Raw genomic sequence first — 18,418 nt, 5'->3', positions numbered from 1 at the left:
AAGCTGACGCTAGGGTGAGCGCACGAACCGGTCGGTTCGTGCGCTCACTGCGTGTGGAGGGTGTGGATGCCGGTCTGGGAATGGGCGCTCGACATCGTCGGGCTCTGCCTGCTCCTCGCCCTGCTCTACGGCATCGCCCTCATCGTGCGCCGGAGGCTCCTCGCCCGGCACGGCGGCACCTTCGAGCTCAGCTACCGGATGCGCACCGACCACCCCGGCAGGGGGTGGCTGCTCGGCATCGGCCGCTACTCCGGCCAGTCGCTGGAGTGGTTCCGCATCTTCTCGCTCTCGCCCCGCCCCAAGCGGGTGTGGGCGCGTGACCTGCTCGAGTACGCCGGTCGCCGCGCGCCCGCCGGCACCGAGGAGATGTCGCTCTACGACGGCCACGTCGTCGCTTCGTGCCACTACGGCGGCGAACCGCTGGAGATCGCGATGAGCGAGGCCTCGCTCACCGGCTTCCAGTCCTGGTTGGAGTCCGGCCCTCCGGGCACCGACTGGAACAGGCGCTAGCCCGACCTCCGGCCACGCGCCTCATGCCGGGCCGGTCGACCCGCCGGTGCGCAGCCGGACCGGCAGCACGACGTCCTCGACGTCCTCGCCCGCGATGCGTGCGAGGACGGCTCGCGCGGTCGCGCGGCCCTTGTCGGCCAGGGGCTGGACCACGGTGGTCAGCTCGACGTCGAGCCAGGGCAGGACCACGCCGTCGAACCCCGCGACACTGAGGTCGCCCGGGACGTCGAGCCCCCGGCGACGTGCCTCGACGACGACGCCGGCGGCCTGCACGTCGCTCTGGCAGACCACCGCCGTCGCGCTCGACCCGCCGTCCCACCACGAGCCCACCGTCTCCTGCGCCGCTGCGACGTCGCTCGCGCAGGCGCCGATCACCTCGACCTCGGGGAACACCTCGCGCAGTCCTGCCTCCCGCTCGCGCTGGGGGTGGGAGGCCTCCAGCGTGAGCGTCGCGACCCGGCGGTGGCCGAGGTCGTGCAGGTGCCGGCCCAGCGCCGCCGCCCCCGCCCGGTGGTCGATGTCGATGAAGGTGGTGCCCGGCCACGCCGGTCCCTCCACGACGACCAGCGGCACGTCCCTCGCGACCAGGTCGGCGTACGCCCCCCAGGTCTCCCGGCCGCAGATGTCGTAGATCACCGCGTCCAGCGGCAGGCCGACCTCGGCGTCGTCCGGCATCAGCAGCAGGCCGAGACCGGCGGCGTCCAGCACCTCGGAGACGGCGTCGAGCATCGCGAGCGCCGCCGGGTCACGGAACGCCGTGCTCAGCCGTCCGACGGCGATGCCGACCACGCCGCTGCGCCCGCGGCGCAGGTTGCGTGCCAAGGGGTTGGGGCCGGTCCAGCCGAGGGAGGCCGCGGCCGCGAGCACCCGCTCCCGGGTGGCCGCGGAGACGGGCTTGGTGCCGGAGAAGGCGTGCGACGCGGTGGACAGGGAGACCCCTGCCTCCGTGGCGACGTCGGCCAGGGTGGGGGCGCGGGTTGGACCGGACACGAGATCGGACGATAGCATCGAAACGTTTCGATCGAAACGTTTCGCCCCCGCGTCGCCCAGGAGCTGTCCCGTGCCCACCCTGACCGCCGCCCGCAACGCCGTCGGGCTCACCTTCTTCCTCAACGGTCTGGTCTTCGCCAGCTGGGTGTCACGCATCCCCGAGGTCCGGTCGAGCTTCGAGCTCACCAACGGCCAGCTCGGCCTCGTGCTCCTCGCGATCGCGCTCGGCTCGGTGCTGGCCCTGCCGACGACAGGAGCGGCGATCAACGCCCTGGGCACGGTCCGCATCGTCCGCCTGGGCGCGGCCGCCGCGACCCTCGGCATGCTGGCAGCGGCGCTCGGCCTGGGCCACGTCCTGCCCCTGACCGTGGTGGGACTCTTCGTCTACGGCCTGGGCATCGGCGTCTGGGACGTGGCGATGAACGTGGAGGGCGCCGAGGTCGAGCGCGGCCTGCGCCGCACGATCATGCCGCGCTTCCACGCCGGCTTCAGTGGCGGAACCGTGGTCGGTGCCCTCGCGGGGGCGCTGCTCATCGAGCTCGGCGTCCCCGCGGTGGCGCACCTCGCCGGCGTCGTGCTGCTCGCGATCGTGCTCGTGTGGCGTACGTCCCCGAGCTTCCTGCCGGTCGTGGAGAGGCACGAGCAGACCACCGTGTCCGCTGCGCGTGCGTGGCTCGAGCCGCGCACGCTGCTCATCGGGGTCATGGTGCTGGCGCTGGCGATGACCGAGGGCACGGCCAACGACTGGCTCGCCGTGGCGCTGGTCGACGGCCACGACGTCTCGCACGCCGTGGGCGTCGCCGGGTTCGCGGTGTTCGTGCTCGCCATGACGGCCGGACGGTTCGCCGGGACAGGCCTCATCGACCGCTTCGGACGGGTGGCCGTCCTCTGGAGCACGATGGCGGTGGCCGGCGCCGGCGTGCTGCTCATCGTGTTCGCCGAGCATCCGGCGCTCGTCGTGACCGGCATCGTCCTCTGGGGCGTCGGGGCTTCGCTGGGCTTCCCGGTCGGGATGAGCGCGGCTGCCGACGACCCGGCCCGGGCGGCCTCGCGGGTGAGCGTGGTCTCCACGATCGGGTACGCGGCCTTCCTCGCCGGGCCTCCGTTCCTCGGGTTCGTCGGTGACGAGGTCGGCACCCTCAAGGCGCTGCTGGTCGTCGCCGTCCTGCTGATGCCGGCGGCGCTCGTCGTCCCGGCGGCACGCGAGCGTCGCGAGAGCGCGGTCGGGGCCGGCAGGTCCTGACGCGTGCGGCGGCGTCTCAGTCGTCGAAGAGGCCGCGGATGTCCGCGGCCGTGATCCCCGTCGTCGACGCGCCGCCACCGTCGATCACCTTGGCGAAGAGCTCGGCCTTGCGCGCCTTGAGGGCCATCACCTTCTCCTCGATGGTGTCGGTCGCGACGAGTCGGTAGACGTGGACGTGCTGCGACTGCCCGATCCGGTGGGCGCGGTCCACGGCCTGCGCCTCGGCGGCAGGGTTCCACCAGGGGTCGAGCAGGAAGACGTAGTCGGCCTCGGTGAGCGTCAGGCCGGTGCCACCGGCCTTGAGGCTGATCAGGAACACAGGAGCCTCCCCGGCGCGGAAGGCGTCGATCACGGCCTCGCGGTCGCGGGTCGTGCCGTCGAGGTAGACGGTGGCGACGCCCTCCTCGGTCAGCCGGTCGCGCACCCGGCGCAGGAACGTCGTGAACGTGCTGAACACCAGGGACCGGTGGCCCTCGGCGGTGATCTCGACCAGGTGCTCGCTCAGCAGGTCGGTCTTGGCCGAGCCGACGTGCTCGTGGGTGGCGTCGACCAGCGCCGGGTCGAGGGCCAGCTGCCGCAGCCGGGTGAGCGCAGAGAAGATGGCGACCCGGTTGCGTTCGAAGTCCTCCACGAGGCCGAGGATCTTCTGGCGCTCCTTGGCCAGGTGGGTGTCGTAGATCCTGCGGTGCCGCGGCCCCAGGTCGACGTCGAGGACCTGCTCCTGCTTGGGCGGCAGCTCGGTCGCGACCAGGTCCTTGGTGCGTCGCAGCACGAAGGGCCGGATGCGGGTGCGGAAGCGCCGCAGAGCCGCCTCGTCGCCGTCCTTCTCCACCGGCCCCACGACCACCTCGCGGAAGCGGCGGGCGGTGGGGTAGAGGCCAGGGGCGGCGAGCGAGAGGAGTGCCCACAGCTCCAGCAGCCGGTTCTCGAAGGGCGTGCCGGTGACGGCGAGGCGGAAGTCGGCGTCGATCGCCCGCGCGGCGGCGTAGGTCTTGCCCTGGTGGTTCTTGACCTGCTGCGCCTCGTCGAGCACGAGGCCGCCCCACTGGCGGGCGGCGAACTGCTCCCGCTCGAGGCGGAGCACGGCGTAGGTGGTGACCACGACGTCGCTGGCGGCGGCGAGGGCCGCGACGTCGTCGCTGCGGCGGCGTACGACCCCGACGCGCAGCCCCGGCGCGTGCGTGGCCGCCTGCTGCCGCCACGCGGAGACCACGCTGGTGGGGGCGACGACGAGGAATGGTGCGGCACCCTGCGCGGACCTGGTGTGCTGGACGAGGGCGAGCACCTGGAGCGTCTTGCCCAGGCCCATGTCGTCGGCCAGGATCCCGCCGAGGCCGTGCTCGTGGAGGAAGGCCAGCCACCAGAAGCCCTCGAGCTGGTAGGGGCGCAGCGTCGTGGTCAGGCCGGCCGGGACGCCGGGGCGGGGCATCTCGTCGAGGTCGCGCAGGGCAGTCGCGCGCTCCACCCACGTCGCGGCCCGCGCGTCCACGGCGCCGATCTCCGCGAGCTCCGCCCAGGCTCCGAGGTCGCCGCTGCCGACGCTCAGCCGCCCCGGCTCGGACTCGCGCAGCTGCGCCGCGAGCGCCACCGCCTCGTGGAGCCGGGAGAACTCCGGGCGGTCGAGGGAGACGTAGGTGCCGCTCGGCAGGACGAGGAAATCCTCGTCGCGCGTCACCGCAGCCAGCACGTCGGGCAACGGCACCTGCTCCCCGTCGATGCTGACCAGCACCTCGAGGTCGAGCCAGTCGGTGTGGTCGGGCTGTGCCTCGGCCAGGACGAAGGAGATCTCGGGCGCCGCGGTCGACTCCCGGAAGTCGGGTGGACCGACCTCCTCGACCTCGAGGTCGGGGAGCATGCGCAGGTGGGGCAGGTCGTGCAGGGCGAGGGCGAGGGCGTCCCCACCCGAGGCCGTCGCGGTGCCGAGGAGCCCGTCCGGCACGTCGGCGAGGATCGACCGCTCGGCCTCCGGGTCGCGTGCGCCGCCGAGCGCGTCCGGGCTCGACAGCGGCGAGCGCCGGTCGCCGTAGACCCAGGACCAGTCGAGGTCGGCCTGCGTCGAGGACTGCCAGGTCACCGTCAGCGCGAGCCGTGGTCGCGGGGCGGCCGGGACCTCCACGGATCCGTCGGACGACTCGACCCGGAGCCCCCGGACCACGGGCGCGAGCGCCTCGAGGAAGTCTGCCCGCTCGTCGGGTGCGGCGACGACCGGACGCCCCAGCACGAGGTCCATCACGGAGTCCTGGCAGGGCTCGGACAGGGCGGCGAGGACGACGTCGTCGCCGTCGACGAGCGCCACCGAGGTGGCCGGCCGGCCTATCGGCACGACCTCGCCCGCCCGCCAGCGCCGGTCGTCGGTCCGGACCGACACCTCCAGAGTGGGCCTTCCGTCGACCTCCGTGAGATCGGCGACGACCGCCGCCGGCTCCGCGGCGACCGTCACCGAGGACAGGCCGGCGCCGGCGACGAGGGTGACGCCCCGGGCGAGCGCCTCGCGCAGCACGGGCACGAGCCGGTCGCCGTAGTCGTCGAGCAGGGGGGCCGCGCCGGCCACGAGGTAGGAGTGCCGCGACACGAGGCCGCGGTGCAGCGCCTGCAGGGCGTCGACCTGCGCAGGGACGTAGCGCGACCTCGCGACGGGACCGGCGAGGTCGCTCCACTCGGCTCCGCTGCGTGCCCAGCCGCGGCGGGCTCCGGGGCGTACGGGTCGCATCGACAGCTCGCCGGCCGTGCTGCGCGACCAGCGCGACGGGGGCCGGCGGGCGACCTCGAGGCCGAGCCCCTGGCCGCTGAGGGTCGACCTCGCCCGCGCCTCGAGCTCGTCGGTGAGCCGCGCGAGCTGGCGTCGCCACGGCGGTTCGGCCCGCGCGCCGTCCGGGGCGGGTCCGGGTGCGGCCTCGAGGAACCGCGCGGGCGCGCGGAGGCGCAGCGCGACCGCCGCCCCGTGCTTGCACATCCGTCCCACGGGGCACGAGCACGAGCTGAAGACCCAGTCGGCGGCGGCGTCGACCTCGGCGTGGAGCTGCACGCGGTAGGGGTGCGGGGCGGTGCCCCACACGGACGCGGTCGCCGTCAGGCTGCTGTCGGTCTCGTGGACGACCTCGAGGTCCTCGACCGCGTCGGCGTAACCCCGGGCGCGGCCCAGCGCGCCGAGGTCGAAGAACCCGGCGAGGTAGGAGTCGGTGAGCGCGTCGCGGATGTCCATGTCGCGCCCATCGTGTCACCGCCCGGCGACACCGGGCGGTCGCTCTCCACAGGCTCCGGTCCGGGTGGAGGGGGGAGGGTCAGCGCTCCCCGCCCGGCACCCACAGGACGTCGCCGTTCTCGCGGTTGGCGTGGCGGGCGAGGATGAACAGCAGGTCGGAGAGCCGGTTGAGGTAGGTGATGGCGAGGACGTTCATGGTGTCCTCGTGCTCCGCCCACGCGGCCCAGCCGGCGCGCTCGGCCCGGCGTACGACCGTGCGCGCGACGTGCAGGTGCGCGGCGCCGAGCGTGCCGCCGTTGAGGATGAACGAGCGGAGCGCCGGGAGCTCCTCGTTGTAGTGGTCGCACCACGCCTCGAGGCGGTCGACGTAGTCCTGCTCGACCCGCAGCGGGGGGTACTTCGGGTCCTCCACGACGGGCGTGGAGAAGTCGGCGCCGACGTCGAAGAGGTCGTTCTGCACACGGGTGAGCACGGCGACCACGTCGTCGGCGAGGTCGCCCTGGGCGAGGGCGACGCCGATGTGGGCGTTGCCCTCGTCGACGCAGGCGTACGCCTCGAGGCGCAGGTCGGTCTTCGACGTCTCGCTCATGTCGCCGAGCCGGGTGCGCCCGGCGTCGCCGGTGCGGGTGTAGATGCGCGTCAGGTTGACCATGTGCGGAGCCTATCGGCGGGCCCCTCGGGGCCGGCCTCGCGGTGACTCGCCGAAAAAGGTGAAGCATGGATGCAACCGGGAGGGGTACAACTACGTCAGTAGGAGTGACAGCAGTCACAGCATGGCGTCGGGGGACGCCGGTCAGGAGCACCGGATGGACATCGTCTCGCAGGGTCACACGCTCGTACTGCACGGCGACTTCGACGTGCGCAGCACGTGGGAGGTGCGCAACGCCATCTACGAGCGCATCGACACCTTCGACGACGACGTGGTCATCGACATGACCGACGTGTCCACGATCGACCTGACCGCCCTCCGCCTGCTGGCGGTCGCCACGCGGCACGCCTGGCTCTCCGGTCACCACCTCACCGTGCGCAACCCCGGGCCGGCGGTCCGCCGGATGGCGCACCTGGCCCGGCTGGCCCACGCCATCGAGGTCGAGCGGGTCGCCGCCACCGCCTGAGGCATCCGTCACACCTCCAGCCCGGTGACTCCCGGGTAACCGTCGCCCTACCCTGTCGGCTATGACGGACTCTGGCCACACGGACCGCCCCGCGAAGGACCGGCCCTGGGTGATGCGCACCTACGCCGGCCACTCCACGGCCGAGGCGTCCAACGCGCTCTACCGCACGAACCTGGCCAAGGGGCAGACCGGCCTCAGCGTCGCGTTCGACCTGCCCACGCAGACCGGCTACGACCCCGACAGCCCGCTCAGCCGCGGCGAGGTCGGCAAGGTCGGCGTACCGGTCCCGCACCTGGGCGAGATGCGCAAGCTCTTCACCGGGATCCCGCTGACCGAGATGAACACCTCGATGACCATCAACGCGGTCGCGATGTGGATGCTCGCGATGTACCAGGTGGTCGCCGAGGAGCAGAACCCCGACCTGTCGCCGGAGGAGGTCGCCGCCCAGCTGGCCGGCACCACCCAGAACGACATCATCAAGGAGTACCTCTCCCGCGGGACGTACGCCTTCCCGCCCGAGGCGTCGATGCGGCTGACCGCCGACATGATCGCCTACACGGTCCACCAGATCCCGAAGTGGAACCCGATCAACATCTGCAGCTACCACCTGCAGGAGGCCGGTGCCACGCCCACGCAGGAGCTCGCCTACGCCCTGAGCACCGCGATCGCGGTCCTCGACGAGGTGAAGGCCTCCGGCCAGGTCTCCGACGACGACTTCGAGAAGGTCGTCGGCCGGATCTCGTTCTTCGTCAACGCCGGCGTCCGCTTCGTCGAGGAGACCTGCAAGATGCGGGCCTTCGTCCAGCTCTGGGACGAGATCACCCGCGAGCGCTACGGCGTCGAGGACCCCAAGATGCGCCGCTTCCGCTACGGCGTGCAGGTCAACTCGCTCGGCCTCACCGAGGCCCAGCCGGAGAACAACGTCCAGCGCATCGTGCTGGAGATGCTCGGCGTCACGCTGTCCAAGAACGCCCGCGCCCGCGCGCTCCAGCTCCCGGCGTGGAACGAGGCGCTCGGCCTGCCCCGCCCGTGGGACCAGCAGTGGTCGCTGCGACTGCAGCAGGTACTGGCCTTCGAGTCCGACCTGCTGGAGTACGACGACATCTTCGACGGCTCGCACGTGATCGCGGCCAAGGTAGCCGAGCTGGTCGAGGGGGCGAAGGCCGAGATCGACCGCGTGCAGGAGATGGGCGGCGCGATCGCGGCCGTCGACTACATGAAGTCCGAGCTGGTCTCCTCCCACGCCGCCCGCCGCGCCCGGATCGAGTCGGGCGAGGAGGTCATCGTCGGCGTCAACAAGTTCGAGTCGACCGAGCCGTCGCCGCTGACGGCCGACCTCGACGGCGCGATCATGGCCGCCGACCCCGAGGCCGAGAAGACCGCCCGGGCCAGCGTCGAGGCGTGGAAGTCGGAGCGCGACGAGGCCGAGGTCGCGGAGGCGCTCGACGCGCTCGCCGCCGCCGCCCGTACGGACGCGAACCTGATGGCGCCGACCCTGGCCGCCGTCCGCGCGGGCGCGACGACGGGGGAGTGGGCCGCCACCCTGCGCGACGTCTTCGGCGAGTACCGCGGCCCGACCGGGGTCACCGGCGCGGCAGTCGCCGAGGCGGGCGCCGAGCTGGCGGCCGTACGCGAGCGGGTCCGCGCCACGGGTGAGGAGCTCGGCGGCCGGCTGCGGCTGCTGGTCGGCAAGCCGGGGCTCGACGGGCACTCCAACGGCGCCGAGCAGGTCGCCGTGCGCGCCCGCGACGCCGGCTTCGAGGTCGTCTACCAGGGCATCCGGCTCACCCCGCAGCAGATCGTCGCCGCCGCGGTGGCCGAGGACGTGCACTGCATCGGCCTGTCGATCCTGTCGGGCTCGCACATGGAGCTCGTGCCCGACGTCCTCGACGGCCTGCGCGAGGCCGGCCTGGCCGACACCCCGGTGATCGTCGGCGGGATCATCCCCGACTCCGACGGCCGCCGCCTGCGCGAGCTCGGCGTGGCAGCCGTCTACACGCCCAAGGACTACGGCCTGACCGAGATCATGGGCGGCATCGTCGACGTGATCCGCGAGGCCAACGGCCTCGACTGACGCCTATACCGACGCCTCGACCGGGGGGCCACCGAAGTCGCGACGGGCCGGTCGCCCGGGCGATCCGCCGCGGACTGGCACACTCCCTCCATGACCTCCTCCGAGCGTCGCGTGATCGTCGTCGGGGCCGGCGTCGTGGGCCTGACCTGCGCCGTACGCCTGCTCGAGGCCGGCCACCGCGTGAACGTCGTGGCGCGGGACCTGCCGCTCGAGACCACGTCCGCCGTGGCGGCTGCCCTCTGGTACCCCTACCGCGCGCTGCCGCAGGAGCGGGTGACCGCGTGGGCGGCGACGACGTACGGCGTCCTCGAGGACCTGTCCGCCGACGCGCGCACCGGCGTACGGATGCTCACCGGCACCGAGGTGCTGCGCGAGCACCAGCCCGAGCCGTGGTGGCGCAGCGCGGTGCCGGCGCTGGACCGGGAGACGGCGCTGCCGCCCGGGTACGCCGACGGCTGGACGTTCGTCGCACCGGTCGTCGACATGCCGGTCCACCTCCGGTGGCTGACCGCCAGGATCGAGGAGCTCGGCGGCACCCTGACCCGGATGAACCTGTCCGCGCTGCCGGGCGACGGGAGCCTCGTCGTCAACGCCACCGGGCTCGGCGCCCGGCACTTCGGCGCCGACCCCTCCGTGCACCCCGTGCGGGGACAGGTGGTCGTCGTCGAGCAGGTCGGCCTCGACCGGTGGACGCTCGACGGCGCGGGGCTCACCTACGTGGTGCCGCGCACGCACGAGATCGTCGTCGGTGGGACCGACGTGGTGGGGGAGTGGAGCCGTACGCCCGACCCGGCCGTCGCGGAGCAGGTGCTGCACCGGGCGGCCGCGCTCGTCCCGGCGCTGGAGGGCGCCCGGGTGCTGCGCCACAAGGTCGGGCTCCGGCCGGCGCGGCCCGAGGTCCGCGTGGAGCGGGTCGAGGACGTGGTCCACTGCTACGGCCACGGTGGCGCCGGGGTCACCCTGTCGTGGGGCTGCGCCGACGACGTGGTGGGGTTGGCGGGTGACTGACCTCCAGTGCGCCGCCCGGGTGTTCGTGGCCCGGCACGGCGAGGCCCTCTACGAGTCCGAGCTGCTGAGCGACTCGGGCGGCTGGTTGAGCCCCCTGGGCCGCCGGCAGTCGAGGGACCTGGGCGCCCGCCTCGCGACCGAGCGCATCGCGGCCGTGTGGTGCAGCTCGATGGCGCGCGCCGTGCAGACCGCGGAGCTCGCCGCAGGGGTGCTCGGGGTCGACGTCGTCGTGCGGGACGGGCTGCGCGAGTTCGGCGTCGGTGACCACGCGGGTGGGACGTACGACTCCGACCCGTTCCGCGACACGTTCGCGGCCTGGCTGGCGGGCGACCTCGACACCCGTGTCCCGGGGGCCGAGAGCGGTGCGGAGGTGGTCGGCCGGTTCTCCGACGTCCTGGCCGAGATCGCGGACACCCATCGTGGGGAGGCCGTGCTGGTGGTCAGCCACGGCGGCGCGATCTCCCTCGCGGCGCCGGCGCTGGCGACCAACCTGGCACCCGCCCACGGCTGGGACCGGCCGCTCGCGAACTGTGACGTGGTCGCGCTCGAGGCCGACGCCGACGGGTGGATCGCACGGTCGTGGGCCGGGACCGCCATCCCCTGAGACAAATAGGTAAGCCTTGCCTAATGTGCTGTAGCGTGTGGGCGTGGGTTCCAAGAGCGCTTCGAAGAAGGCGGGCAAGGCCAAGGTCGCCAAGCTGCCCAAGAAGAAGTGCTGCGTCTCCACCACCAAGTGCAACCGCTGCCCGCTGCGGATGCTCAAGGAGGGCACGCTGCCCCCGGGCTACACGGTGAAGAAGCGCAAGCTGGTCAAGGTCGACGTCACGGTCAAGGGCGGCAAGCCCGGCAAGGCCGGCAAGGCCGACAAGAAGGGCTCGAAGAGGGCCGCCTGAGCCCCGCCCCGGGTTCACGACCAGCGCTGGATGCCGAGGACGATCGCGGCGACGAGCACCATGGCCAGCACCGCCAGCCCCATGCGTACGGCCATGCCCTTGATCCACAGCGACATCAGCGTCTCGGTGCCACCCCGGCGGTTCAGGGGCACGACGTCCACCACCGCGGTGCGGTTGATCGGCCCGTAGACGTGGGGGTAGGTGTCCGAGCCGACGGGGTCGACGCGGACCTCCGACTCGAGGCGCGCCGGATCGATCGTCAGCAGCACCAGGTCTTCGCCGAGCCCGCGGTAGTAGCGGTCGAAGACCCCCTGCACCTGGTCGCGACGGCTGGCGTGGATGAACCCCTCCTCCGCGAGGCTGCGGCCGACCGTCGAGGTCGTGTAGGTGCCCGTCGCCAGCGTCGTGCGCCAGTCGGCCGCGGTGGCGATGTGGAAGATGCGCTCGGGCAGCTCCGGGTGGGCGTCGGTCACCGTGGGAGGGTAGCGACAGCTGGGGGCATGGTGGCCCGCACGCGCCTCAGAAGAGCCGGTGCTCCGGGTCGTCCATCCCGCGCAGCGCGTCGTAGTCGACGAGGGCGCAGGTGATGCCGCGGTCGGTCGCGAGCACGCGGGCCTGGGGCTTGATCTCCTGCGCGGCGTAGATGCCGCGGACCGGGCCCTTGCTGGTGAGCATGGGGTCGCGGTTGAGGAGGTCGAGGTAGCGGGTGAGCTGCTCGACCCCGTCGATCTCTCCGCGGCGCTTGATCTCGACCGCGACGGAGAGCCCGTCGGCGTCGCGGCACATCAGGTCGACCGGCCCGATGGCGGTCATGAACTCGCGGCGCACGAGGGTGAGCCCCTCGGCGAGGGTCGCGGGGTGCTCGGCGAGGAGCTCCTGGAGGTGCTTCTCGACGCCGTCCTTCTGCAGCCCGGGGTCGACGCCGAGGTCGTGGGAGGAGTCGTGCAGCACCTCGTCGATGAGGATGCGCAGGGTGTCGTCGGTCTTGGTCGCGCTCACCAGCCACTCGGGACGCCCGTCCTCGGACGTCCCCTCGCGCACGGTGCACGGCGGCGACATCCAGTTGAGCGGCTTGTATGAGCCGCCGTCGGAGTGGATCAGCACCGAGCCGTCCGACTTCAGCATCAGGACGCGGGTGGCGAGCGGCAGGTGGGCCGAGAGCCGTCCGGCGTAGTCCACCTGGCAGCGTGCGACGACGATCCTCACGACGGGCGAATCTACAGTGACCCCGTGACCGACCACGCAGTACGTCCCCCGCGCCAGCGAGACCTCGCGCACCTCGACCTCGCCGACCACCCCGGCACGCCGGGGTTCGTCATGGTCGCGGGTGACCCGCCGGTCGGCCACGCGCGGGTGGAGCTGCTCGACGGGCACGCCCACCTCGGGGACCTCGTCGTCGGGGTCGACCTGCACGGCAGCACCCGCCGCGCGCTGGTGGAGGCTGTCTGCGAGCGCCTGTCCGCGCGCGGGCACGGGCAGCTCACCGCCCATCCCTACGCGGGTCCGGAGGCATCGACCCTCGCCGGGCTCGGCTTCACCGAGGTCCCGGCGGACGAGCCGCTGCCGGGACCCCTGGCGTCGCGCGGCGAGGAGCCCGGCCGCGTGCTGGTGCGGCGGGTGCTGCGCTCGCACCGCACCGTCGCGGAGCTCGCGGCGCTGCTGCCCGAGCTCGACGCCTCCCCGCGCGAGGTCGGGACGCTGCGCGCGGTCGTACGCCGCCCGGCCCCGGGTGAGCGCGAAGTGCTCGAGGTCGGCCACCTCGACGTGACCGAGGGCCTCGTCGGGGACACGTGGGCAGCGCGGCGGAGCAGGCGTACGCCGGACGGATCGCCGCACCCCGACATGCAGCTGAACCTGATGAACCACCGCCTGATCGAGTTCCTCGCGCAGGACCCGGCACGCGAGCCGCTCGCCGGCGACCAAATGTTCCTCGACCTCGACCTGTCCCACGAGCACCTGCCGGAGTGGAGCGAGCTGCACATCGGCGGTCCCGAGGGCGCGGTGATCGTGGTGACCGACCAGCCCCACAACGGGTGCGGCAAGTTCATCGCGCGCTTCGGCAAGGACGCGATGGCCTTCGTCAACGGCCCGGAGGGCAAGCCCCGGCGGTTGCGCGGGTTGTGCGCCAAGGTGGTCCGCCCGGGACCGGTCCGGCCCGGTGACGAGGTCCGGGTCGTACGGCCCCCGGCCGCTCCGGTGGAGTGACGCTTCCCACATCCGTGATGCGGGGGCGGCATGGGAGCATGCGTCCATGACTGAGACGGCTACCCGTGAGTTCTCCACCGTCGGCGTGATCGGCCTCGGCACCATGGGTGCCGGCATCGCCGAGGTCTTCGCCCGCAACGGCTTCACCGTCGTGGGTGTCGAGCAGAACGACGTGGGCCTCGAGCGCGGCCGCCAGCACCTCGAGCACTCGACGGGCCGCGCGGTGAAGCGCGAGAAGCTCACGCAGGAGCAGGCCGACGAGCTGCTCGGCCGGATCACCCTCACCACCGACATGCAGGACCTGGCCGGCGCGGACCTCGTCGTCGAGGCGGTCGTGGAGTCCCTCGAGGTCAAGAAGTCGATCTTCCGGGCGCTGGACGACATCGTCCGCCCCGACGCGGTGCTCGCCACGAACACCTCCTCGCTGAGCGTCACCGAGATCTCGACGGCGAACGCCAAGCCCGGTCGCGTCGTCGGCGTCCACTTCTTCAACCCGGCGCCGGTGCAGAACCTCGTGGAGATCATCCGCACCGTCGTGACCGAGCCCGACGTGCTCGCCGACGTGCAGGAGCTGCTGCGCAGCCTCGGCAAGAACCCGGTCGTGTGCGGCGACAAGGCCGGCTTCATCGCCAACACGCTGCTCTTCGGCTACCTCAACCACGCGGTCGCGATGTACGAGGGCAAGTACGCCTCGCGCGAGGACATCGACGCCGCGATGCGCTTCGGCTGCGGCTATCCCATGGGGCCGCTGGCACTGCTCGACCTGATCGGCCTCGACACCGCCTACGAGATCCTCGACACGATGTACAAGCAGGGCCGCGACCGCCTGCACGCGCCGGCGCCGATCCTCAAGCAGTACGTCACCGCGGGGTTGCTCGGCCGCAAGTCGGGCCGCGGGTTCTACACCTACGAGGCTCCCGACAGCCCCGTCGTCGTCGCGGACGCGCACACGCCGAGCGCGGACGACAAGCCGCGGCTGCACCACGACATCAAGCTGGTCGGCGTGGTCGGCACGGGCACGATGGCCTCGGGCATCGTCGAGGTCTTCGCCAAGGCGGGCTACGACGTGCTGTTCACCGGGCGCGGCCAGGACAAGGTCGACGGTGTGGTCGCGACCATCACCAAGAACTTCGACAAGCAGATCCAGCGCGGTCGGGCGACCGAGGAGCAGAAGTCCGAGGTGCTGGGCCGGGTGCGCGGCACCACGTCGCTCGACGACCTGAAGGACGTCGACATCGTGGTCGAGGCGATCGCCGAGGACCTCGCGATCAAGACCACGCTCTTCGAGAACCTCGACGAGATCTGCAAGCCGGGGGCGATCCTGGCCACCACGACGTCGTCGCTGCCGATCATCTCGATGGCCAGGGTGACCAAGCGTCCCCAGGACGTCATCGGCATGCACTTCTTCAACCCGGCCGCGATCATGAAGCTCGTCGAGGTCGTCTCGACGGTCGCCACCGACGAGGCCGTCACCGAGACCGTGCTGGCGCTGTGCGACCGGGTCGGCAAGGTGGCGGTGAAGTGCGGTGACCGCTCCGGCTTCATCGTCAACGCGCTGCTGTTCCCCTACCTCAACGACGCGGTCAAGATGCTCGAGGCGCACTACGCCACCGCCGACGACATCGACACCGCGATGAAGCAGGGCTGTGCGCTGCCGATGGGCCCGTTCGAGCTGCTCGACGTCGTCGGCAACGACGTGTCGCTGGCCATCCAGAAGGAGCTCTACCTCGAGTTCCGCGAGCCCGGCTTCGCCCCGGCACCGCTGCTGGAGCACCTGGTGACCGCTGGCTACCTCGGCCGCAAGACCGGTCGCGGCTTCCGGGACTACAGCGCCCGCTGACCGTCGTCCTCCCGGCGGAGCCACCCCTCACCCCTGCCTGCGTCATACGAACCGGGACGGATGGGTGCGGGTTCGTATGACGCTGCTGGCGCGTCCGGGCCTGCGTCATGCACAACCGGACCGATACGTGCGGGTTCGCGTGACGCTGGCGCCCCGGGAGAGGCGTACGGCGCGCGCGGGCCGGCGTCGCCGACCCGGGCGCGCGGACCTCGTTCCTCGGTCGGCGCTGGTCAGTCGAGGCAGAACTCGTTGCCCTCGGGGTCGGTCATCCAGATGTGACCGGCGGTCATGGGCGGGGCCGGCTCGTGGCGCTCGACCCGGGTCGCACCGAGGGCGACGAGGCGTACGGCCTCTGCCTCGAGCGCGGCCATCCGCTCGTCACCCTCGAGGCCCGGGGCGGCGCGGAGGTCGAGGTGCACCCGGTTCTTCGCGGTCTTGCCCTCGGGGACCCGCTGGAAGAACAGGCGCGGGCCGACGTCGTCGGGGTCCTGCGCGGCTGACGCCGAGCTCCACTCCGACTCCGGCACGCCCACCTCGGCGAGGAAGGTGTGCCACGCCTCGAACGGGTCCTGTCCCGGTCTGAGCTCGCGCCCCGGTGGGCCCGGGATCACGTAACCCATCGCGTCGGCCCAGAAGCGGGAGAGTGCCTCGGGGTCGTGGGCGTCGAAGGTGACCTGGATCGTCCGACTCATGGAGCCCATCGTGCCCCTTCCCACCGACAGCGTCGCTACTCGCCGGTTGGCGACTTGGGTGGGCTGGAGGGCGTCGGAACCTCCCCCGAGTCGCCAACTGACGAGTTGGCCCGCCAACCGGTGAGTTGGCACGTCGGCGTCGGCCCGGGGACCCACCGGCCGGGCCGCGGCCTCAGCGGTTGTCGACGACCAGCGCGGCCAGCCGGGCGCGGGTGTTGATGTCGAGCTTGCGGTAGATGTGGGTGAGGTGGGCGTCCACGGTGCGCGGCGAGACGAACAGCTCCTCGGCGATCTGCCGGCTGGTGAGCCCGTGGGCCACCCGGTCCGCGACCTGCCGCTCCGCCGCGGTGAGGGCGTCGAGCACCGAGGGCTGCGCCGACGTGGGCCGGGTGAAGACGGCCGTCACGAGCGTGACGGCGTCGGCGGACAGCTCGTCCCCGTCGATCCACCCCTCCGGCGGCCGGCTCGCGGGGACGATGTCGAAGTCGGCGGAGTAGCCCCAGCGCACGGCCAGCCGGGGCGTACGGAGGGCGAAGGCGGCGGCGGCGAGCGACCTTGCCTCCGACATCTCGCGGGCGCGCGCCACCGCGGCGAGGCCGTCGAGGACGTCGGCGGCGCGGAGCGGGAGCCGCATCGAGCGGCAGTGCTCGAGGGCGGTGAGGTAGGTCGTCGTGGCCTGGTCGAGGTCGCCGAGGTCCACCAGCGCCCGTCCGAGCAGCAGCCGCGCGTCCACGCCGTCGCGGCCGAGCCTCGCGGAGTCGGCGAGCGCCACCACGTCGGCGGCCAGGCCGGCCGCCTTGCGGGACTCGCCGCGCACCAGCAGGTCGCGACCGTCCTGGGCGAGCACGGGGAGGCGTACGGCCCACGGCAGGGTCTCCCGCACGACCTCGGTCGGCTCCCACGTCGGGTCGAGGCCACGCAGGAGCGTCTCGGCGAGCAGGCCGACGCGGTCCTCGGCCAGCTCGCGCGCCTCCAGGACCACGGCCCGCGTGCCGGCGACCGCCTCGGCGATGCGGCCCTGCTCGAGCGCGATCCGCGCGAGGACGGTCCGGAGCGAGAGGTCGATCCAGCGCTCGTCACCGGTGGTGCGGGCAGGCATGGCGTCGCTGGCGGCCTGCGTCGCCTCGGCGAAGCGACCCTGCGAGGCGTACACGTCGGCGAGCGTGCGCGTGGCCTGCCGGCTGATCGAACCCTGTGGGTCGAGGCTGAGCGCGCGCTTGGCCTCCGCCTCCGCACTGGCGAGGTCACCCGCGTCGAGGTGCATCTCGGCACGGATCGAGGCGGTCTTGGCGAGCTGCTCCTCGGGGCGCGGCGCCGATGAGGCGTGCTGGTCGGCGCGGTCGAGCAGCCACAACCCCTCGTAGGTGCCACGCATCTCCGACGCTGCGATCCCGGCGCGTCGTGCGATCTGGGCGCCGAGGGTCGGTGGTCCGTCGCCGAAGGCGAGCGCACCCTCGAGGATCTCGACGGCCTCACGCGTGCGCATCGAGGTGTAGAGGGAGGAGAAGATGCGGTTGGCGACCGAGTAGCCCTCCGCCCGCGTCGCGGGGTCCGCGCACGCGGTCAGCACCGCGTGCCGCATCGCCGGCAGGTCGCGCAGCCACTCGGCGTCGGCGGCGCCGTAGTTGTCGTGGGCCGGGGCGTGGGCCTGTGCCCACGCCAGCAGGCCCGCGGCGACGGCCTCGTGGTCCTCCGGCGCGGCCAGGGCGCGCGCCCGGCCGCGGATGGGGGAGAGCATGTCGAACTGGCCCTGGACGTCCACCTCGAGCAGGCTGCGGCGCACGAGGTTGCCGGCGATCTCCGCGGCCTCGGGCACACCGACGTCCAGCACCCGGGCGAGCACGCCGAGGCCGACGCGGAAGTCCAGGAGCCCGATGCGGCGCAGGGCGGTCGCGCTCGCGTCGTCGAGCAGGTCGTGCGCGGAGTCGACGGCCTGGTCGAGGCTGACCGTGGACATCGCGTTGGCGAGCCCGACCAGGGCGGACTGCACCGCGACCTGCTCGATCAGCAGCGGCAGGCCACCGGTCGCGCCGAGCAGGCGGCGTACCTCGTGAGCCTGTGCGGCCAGGTCGACCTGCTGGCCGCCCGCGGCACGGATGCGGCGCAGGAACAGCTCGACGGCCGGGCCCTCCAGCGGCGCCCGATGGGCGGGCACGGGGAGCGGGCCGACCCGCACGACCGACTCGAGCGGCTCGCCGGCCGTGGTCAGTGCGGTGACCACCACGCGGGCGTCGGTGGTGCTCTCCAGCATCGCCTGGAGCACCGGTCCGGCCGCCGTGGCGTCGAGGTCGAGGCCGTCGAGGACCAGCAGGCACGAGCGGCCGTCGACCGCACGGCCGAGGGCGCCGACGAGGGAGTCGCCGGGAGCCGTCTCGGACTCGAGGCTCTCCAGCGCGGCGACGAGCAGGTCGTCGAGGCTGCGCAGGTTGCGGGCGTCGACCCACGCGAGGGTCGGTCCGTCGAGGGCCCCGTCGGTCGTCTCGGCTGCGACGTGGCGCACCAGCAGGGTCTTGCCGCTGCCGGGCGGGCCGACCACGCTCACCCAGCGGGACTCGCCGAGCACCTCGTGCAGCGCTCGCCGCACGTCGTCACGACCGAGACAGGGGGACAGCACGCAGCGAATCTATCGCTCCCGCGCCCGAGAGA

At 72.9% G+C, this 18,418-nt stretch carries 16 protein-coding genes; 9 read left to right on the top strand and 7 right to left on the bottom strand.

From position 1 onward, the window contains the following. The first annotated feature begins 66 nt into the window (after nucleotides 1–66). Nucleotides 67–510, top strand: a complete 444-nt coding sequence (locus tag IEZ24_RS10425; RefSeq protein ID WP_129453588.1) for a DUF2550 domain-containing protein — start codon at nucleotides 67–69, stop codon at nucleotides 508–510. 21 nt (nucleotides 511–531) lie between these two features. Here IEZ24_RS10425 and IEZ24_RS10420 read toward each other — a convergent pair whose 3' ends face one another. Continuing rightward, the gene (locus IEZ24_RS10420) at nucleotides 532–1,500 is read right to left on the bottom strand and encodes a LacI family DNA-binding transcriptional regulator (RefSeq protein WP_207206695.1); all 969 of its coding nucleotides are present in this window, start codon (nucleotides 1,498–1,500) and stop codon (nucleotides 532–534) included. 70 nt (nucleotides 1,501–1,570) lie between these two features. On the opposite strand from IEZ24_RS10420, the gene IEZ24_RS10415 reads away from it, so the two are divergent. After that, nucleotides 1,571–2,743, top strand: coding sequence for an MFS transporter (locus IEZ24_RS10415; RefSeq protein WP_129453586.1), 1,173 nt, complete (start codon nucleotides 1,571–1,573; stop codon nucleotides 2,741–2,743). A gap of 16 nt (nucleotides 2,744–2,759) precedes the next feature. On the opposite strand, the gene IEZ24_RS10410 is transcribed toward IEZ24_RS10415, so the two are convergent. Next, nucleotides 2,760–5,945 (bottom strand): DEAD/DEAH box helicase, encoded by a 3,186-nt coding sequence (locus IEZ24_RS10410; protein WP_129453585.1) that lies wholly within the window; start codon nucleotides 5,943–5,945, stop codon nucleotides 2,760–2,762. Between the two features lie 79 nt (nucleotides 5,946–6,024). After that, nucleotides 6,025–6,597 carry a cob(I)yrinic acid a,c-diamide adenosyltransferase gene (locus IEZ24_RS10405; RefSeq protein ID WP_129453584.1) on the bottom strand — a complete coding sequence of 191 codons (573 nt, stop codon included), beginning with the start codon at nucleotides 6,595–6,597 and terminating at the stop codon, nucleotides 6,025–6,027. 154 nt (nucleotides 6,598–6,751) lie between these two features. Here IEZ24_RS10405 and IEZ24_RS10400 point away from each other — a divergent pair, with 154 nt between their 5' ends. From IEZ24_RS10400 to IEZ24_RS10380, 5 genes are all read left to right on the top strand, one after another. Then, entirely contained in the window at nucleotides 6,752–7,060 is a 309-nt protein-coding gene (locus IEZ24_RS10400) for an STAS domain-containing protein (protein ID WP_129453685.1), read from the top strand. 61 nt (nucleotides 7,061–7,121) lie between these two features. Further along, on the top strand, nucleotides 7,122–9,134 hold the full coding sequence (locus tag IEZ24_RS10395; RefSeq protein ID WP_129453583.1) for a protein meaA: 2,013 nt from the start codon (nucleotides 7,122–7,124) through the stop codon (nucleotides 9,132–9,134). Nucleotides 9,135–9,224: 90 nt separating this feature from the next. After that, a complete protein-coding gene (locus IEZ24_RS10390; protein ID WP_129453582.1) occupies nucleotides 9,225–10,142 on the top strand; it encodes an FAD-dependent oxidoreductase in 918 nt (305 codons plus the stop codon). Further along, complete coding sequence (locus tag IEZ24_RS10385; RefSeq protein ID WP_165355969.1) at nucleotides 10,135–10,746, top strand: histidine phosphatase family protein; 612 nt, start codon at nucleotides 10,135–10,137, stop codon at nucleotides 10,744–10,746. Before IEZ24_RS10390 ends, IEZ24_RS10385 begins: the two co-directional genes overlap by 8 nt. A 43-nt stretch (nucleotides 10,747–10,789) precedes the next feature. Then, nucleotides 10,790–11,035, top strand: a complete 246-nt coding sequence (locus tag IEZ24_RS10380) for a hypothetical protein (protein WP_129453580.1) — start codon at nucleotides 10,790–10,792, stop codon at nucleotides 11,033–11,035. Between the two features lie 14 nt (nucleotides 11,036–11,049). Here IEZ24_RS10380 and IEZ24_RS10375 read toward each other — a convergent pair whose 3' ends face one another. Further along, entirely contained in the window at nucleotides 11,050–11,508 is a 459-nt protein-coding gene (locus IEZ24_RS10375; RefSeq protein ID WP_207206694.1) for a DUF952 domain-containing protein, read from the bottom strand. Between the two features lie 46 nt (nucleotides 11,509–11,554). After that, a complete protein-coding gene (gene nucS / locus IEZ24_RS10370; RefSeq protein WP_439116355.1) occupies nucleotides 11,555–12,277 on the bottom strand; it encodes an endonuclease NucS in 723 nt (240 codons plus the stop codon). Here nucS and IEZ24_RS21680 point away from each other — a divergent pair. Together IEZ24_RS21680 and IEZ24_RS10360 are read left to right on the top strand one after the other, a co-directional pair. Next, nucleotides 12,266–13,240, top strand: coding sequence for an MOSC domain-containing protein (locus IEZ24_RS21680; protein ID WP_207206693.1), 975 nt, complete (start codon nucleotides 12,266–12,268; stop codon nucleotides 13,238–13,240). The two genes, nucS and IEZ24_RS21680, sit on opposite strands and share 12 nt — an antisense overlap. Nucleotides 13,241–13,286: 46 nt before the next feature. Then, a complete protein-coding gene (locus tag IEZ24_RS10360) occupies nucleotides 13,287–15,080 on the top strand; it encodes a 3-hydroxyacyl-CoA dehydrogenase family protein (protein WP_129453578.1) in 1,794 nt (597 codons plus the stop codon). A 230-nt stretch (nucleotides 15,081–15,310) separates the two neighbouring features. Here the strand turns inward: IEZ24_RS10360 and IEZ24_RS10355 are convergent, their stop codons facing one another. Together IEZ24_RS10355 and IEZ24_RS10350 are read right to left on the bottom strand one after the other, a co-directional pair. After that, nucleotides 15,311–15,772 carry a VOC family protein gene (locus tag IEZ24_RS10355; protein WP_129453577.1) on the bottom strand — a complete coding sequence of 154 codons (462 nt, stop codon included), beginning with the start codon at nucleotides 15,770–15,772 and terminating at the stop codon, nucleotides 15,311–15,313. A 172-nt stretch (nucleotides 15,773–15,944) separates the two neighbouring features. Continuing rightward, nucleotides 15,945–18,386 (bottom strand): LuxR C-terminal-related transcriptional regulator, encoded by a 2,442-nt coding sequence (locus tag IEZ24_RS10350; protein WP_129453576.1) that lies wholly within the window; start codon nucleotides 18,384–18,386, stop codon nucleotides 15,945–15,947. Nucleotides 18,387–18,418: the final 32 nt, after the last annotated feature.

Origin of the sequence: Nocardioides ganghwensis, assembly GCF_014779655.1 — a bacterium.
Classification (GTDB): Bacteria; Actinomycetota; Actinomycetes; order Propionibacteriales; family Nocardioidaceae; genus Nocardioides; species Nocardioides ganghwensis.
This window is presented reverse-complemented; position numbering and strand designations above follow the sequence as displayed.

What these genes read in the sequence shown, in the direction of transcription:
- IEZ24_RS10410 (WP_129453585.1), bottom strand. Translation starts at nt 5,945, where the DNA reads ATGGACATCCGCGACGCGCTCACCGACTCCTACCTCGCCGGGTTCTTC.
- IEZ24_RS10405 (WP_129453584.1), bottom strand. Translation starts at nt 6,597, where the DNA reads ATGGTCAACCTGACGCGCATCTACACCCGCACCGGCGACGCCGGGCGC.
- IEZ24_RS10400 (WP_129453685.1), top strand. Translation starts at nt 6,752, where the DNA reads ATGGACATCGTCTCGCAGGGTCACACGCTCGTACTGCACGGCGACTTC.
- IEZ24_RS10390 (WP_129453582.1), top strand. Translation starts at nt 9,225, where the DNA reads ATGACCTCCTCCGAGCGTCGCGTGATCGTCGTCGGGGCCGGCGTCGTG.
- IEZ24_RS10425 (WP_129453588.1), top strand. Translation starts at nt 67, where the DNA reads ATGCCGGTCTGGGAATGGGCGCTCGACATCGTCGGGCTCTGCCTGCTC.
- IEZ24_RS10355 (WP_129453577.1), bottom strand. Translation starts at nt 15,772, where the DNA reads ATGAGTCGGACGATCCAGGTCACCTTCGACGCCCACGACCCCGAGGCA.
- IEZ24_RS10360 (WP_129453578.1), top strand. Translation starts at nt 13,287, where the DNA reads ATGACTGAGACGGCTACCCGTGAGTTCTCCACCGTCGGCGTGATCGGC.
- IEZ24_RS10395 (WP_129453583.1), top strand. Translation starts at nt 7,122, where the DNA reads ATGACGGACTCTGGCCACACGGACCGCCCCGCGAAGGACCGGCCCTGG.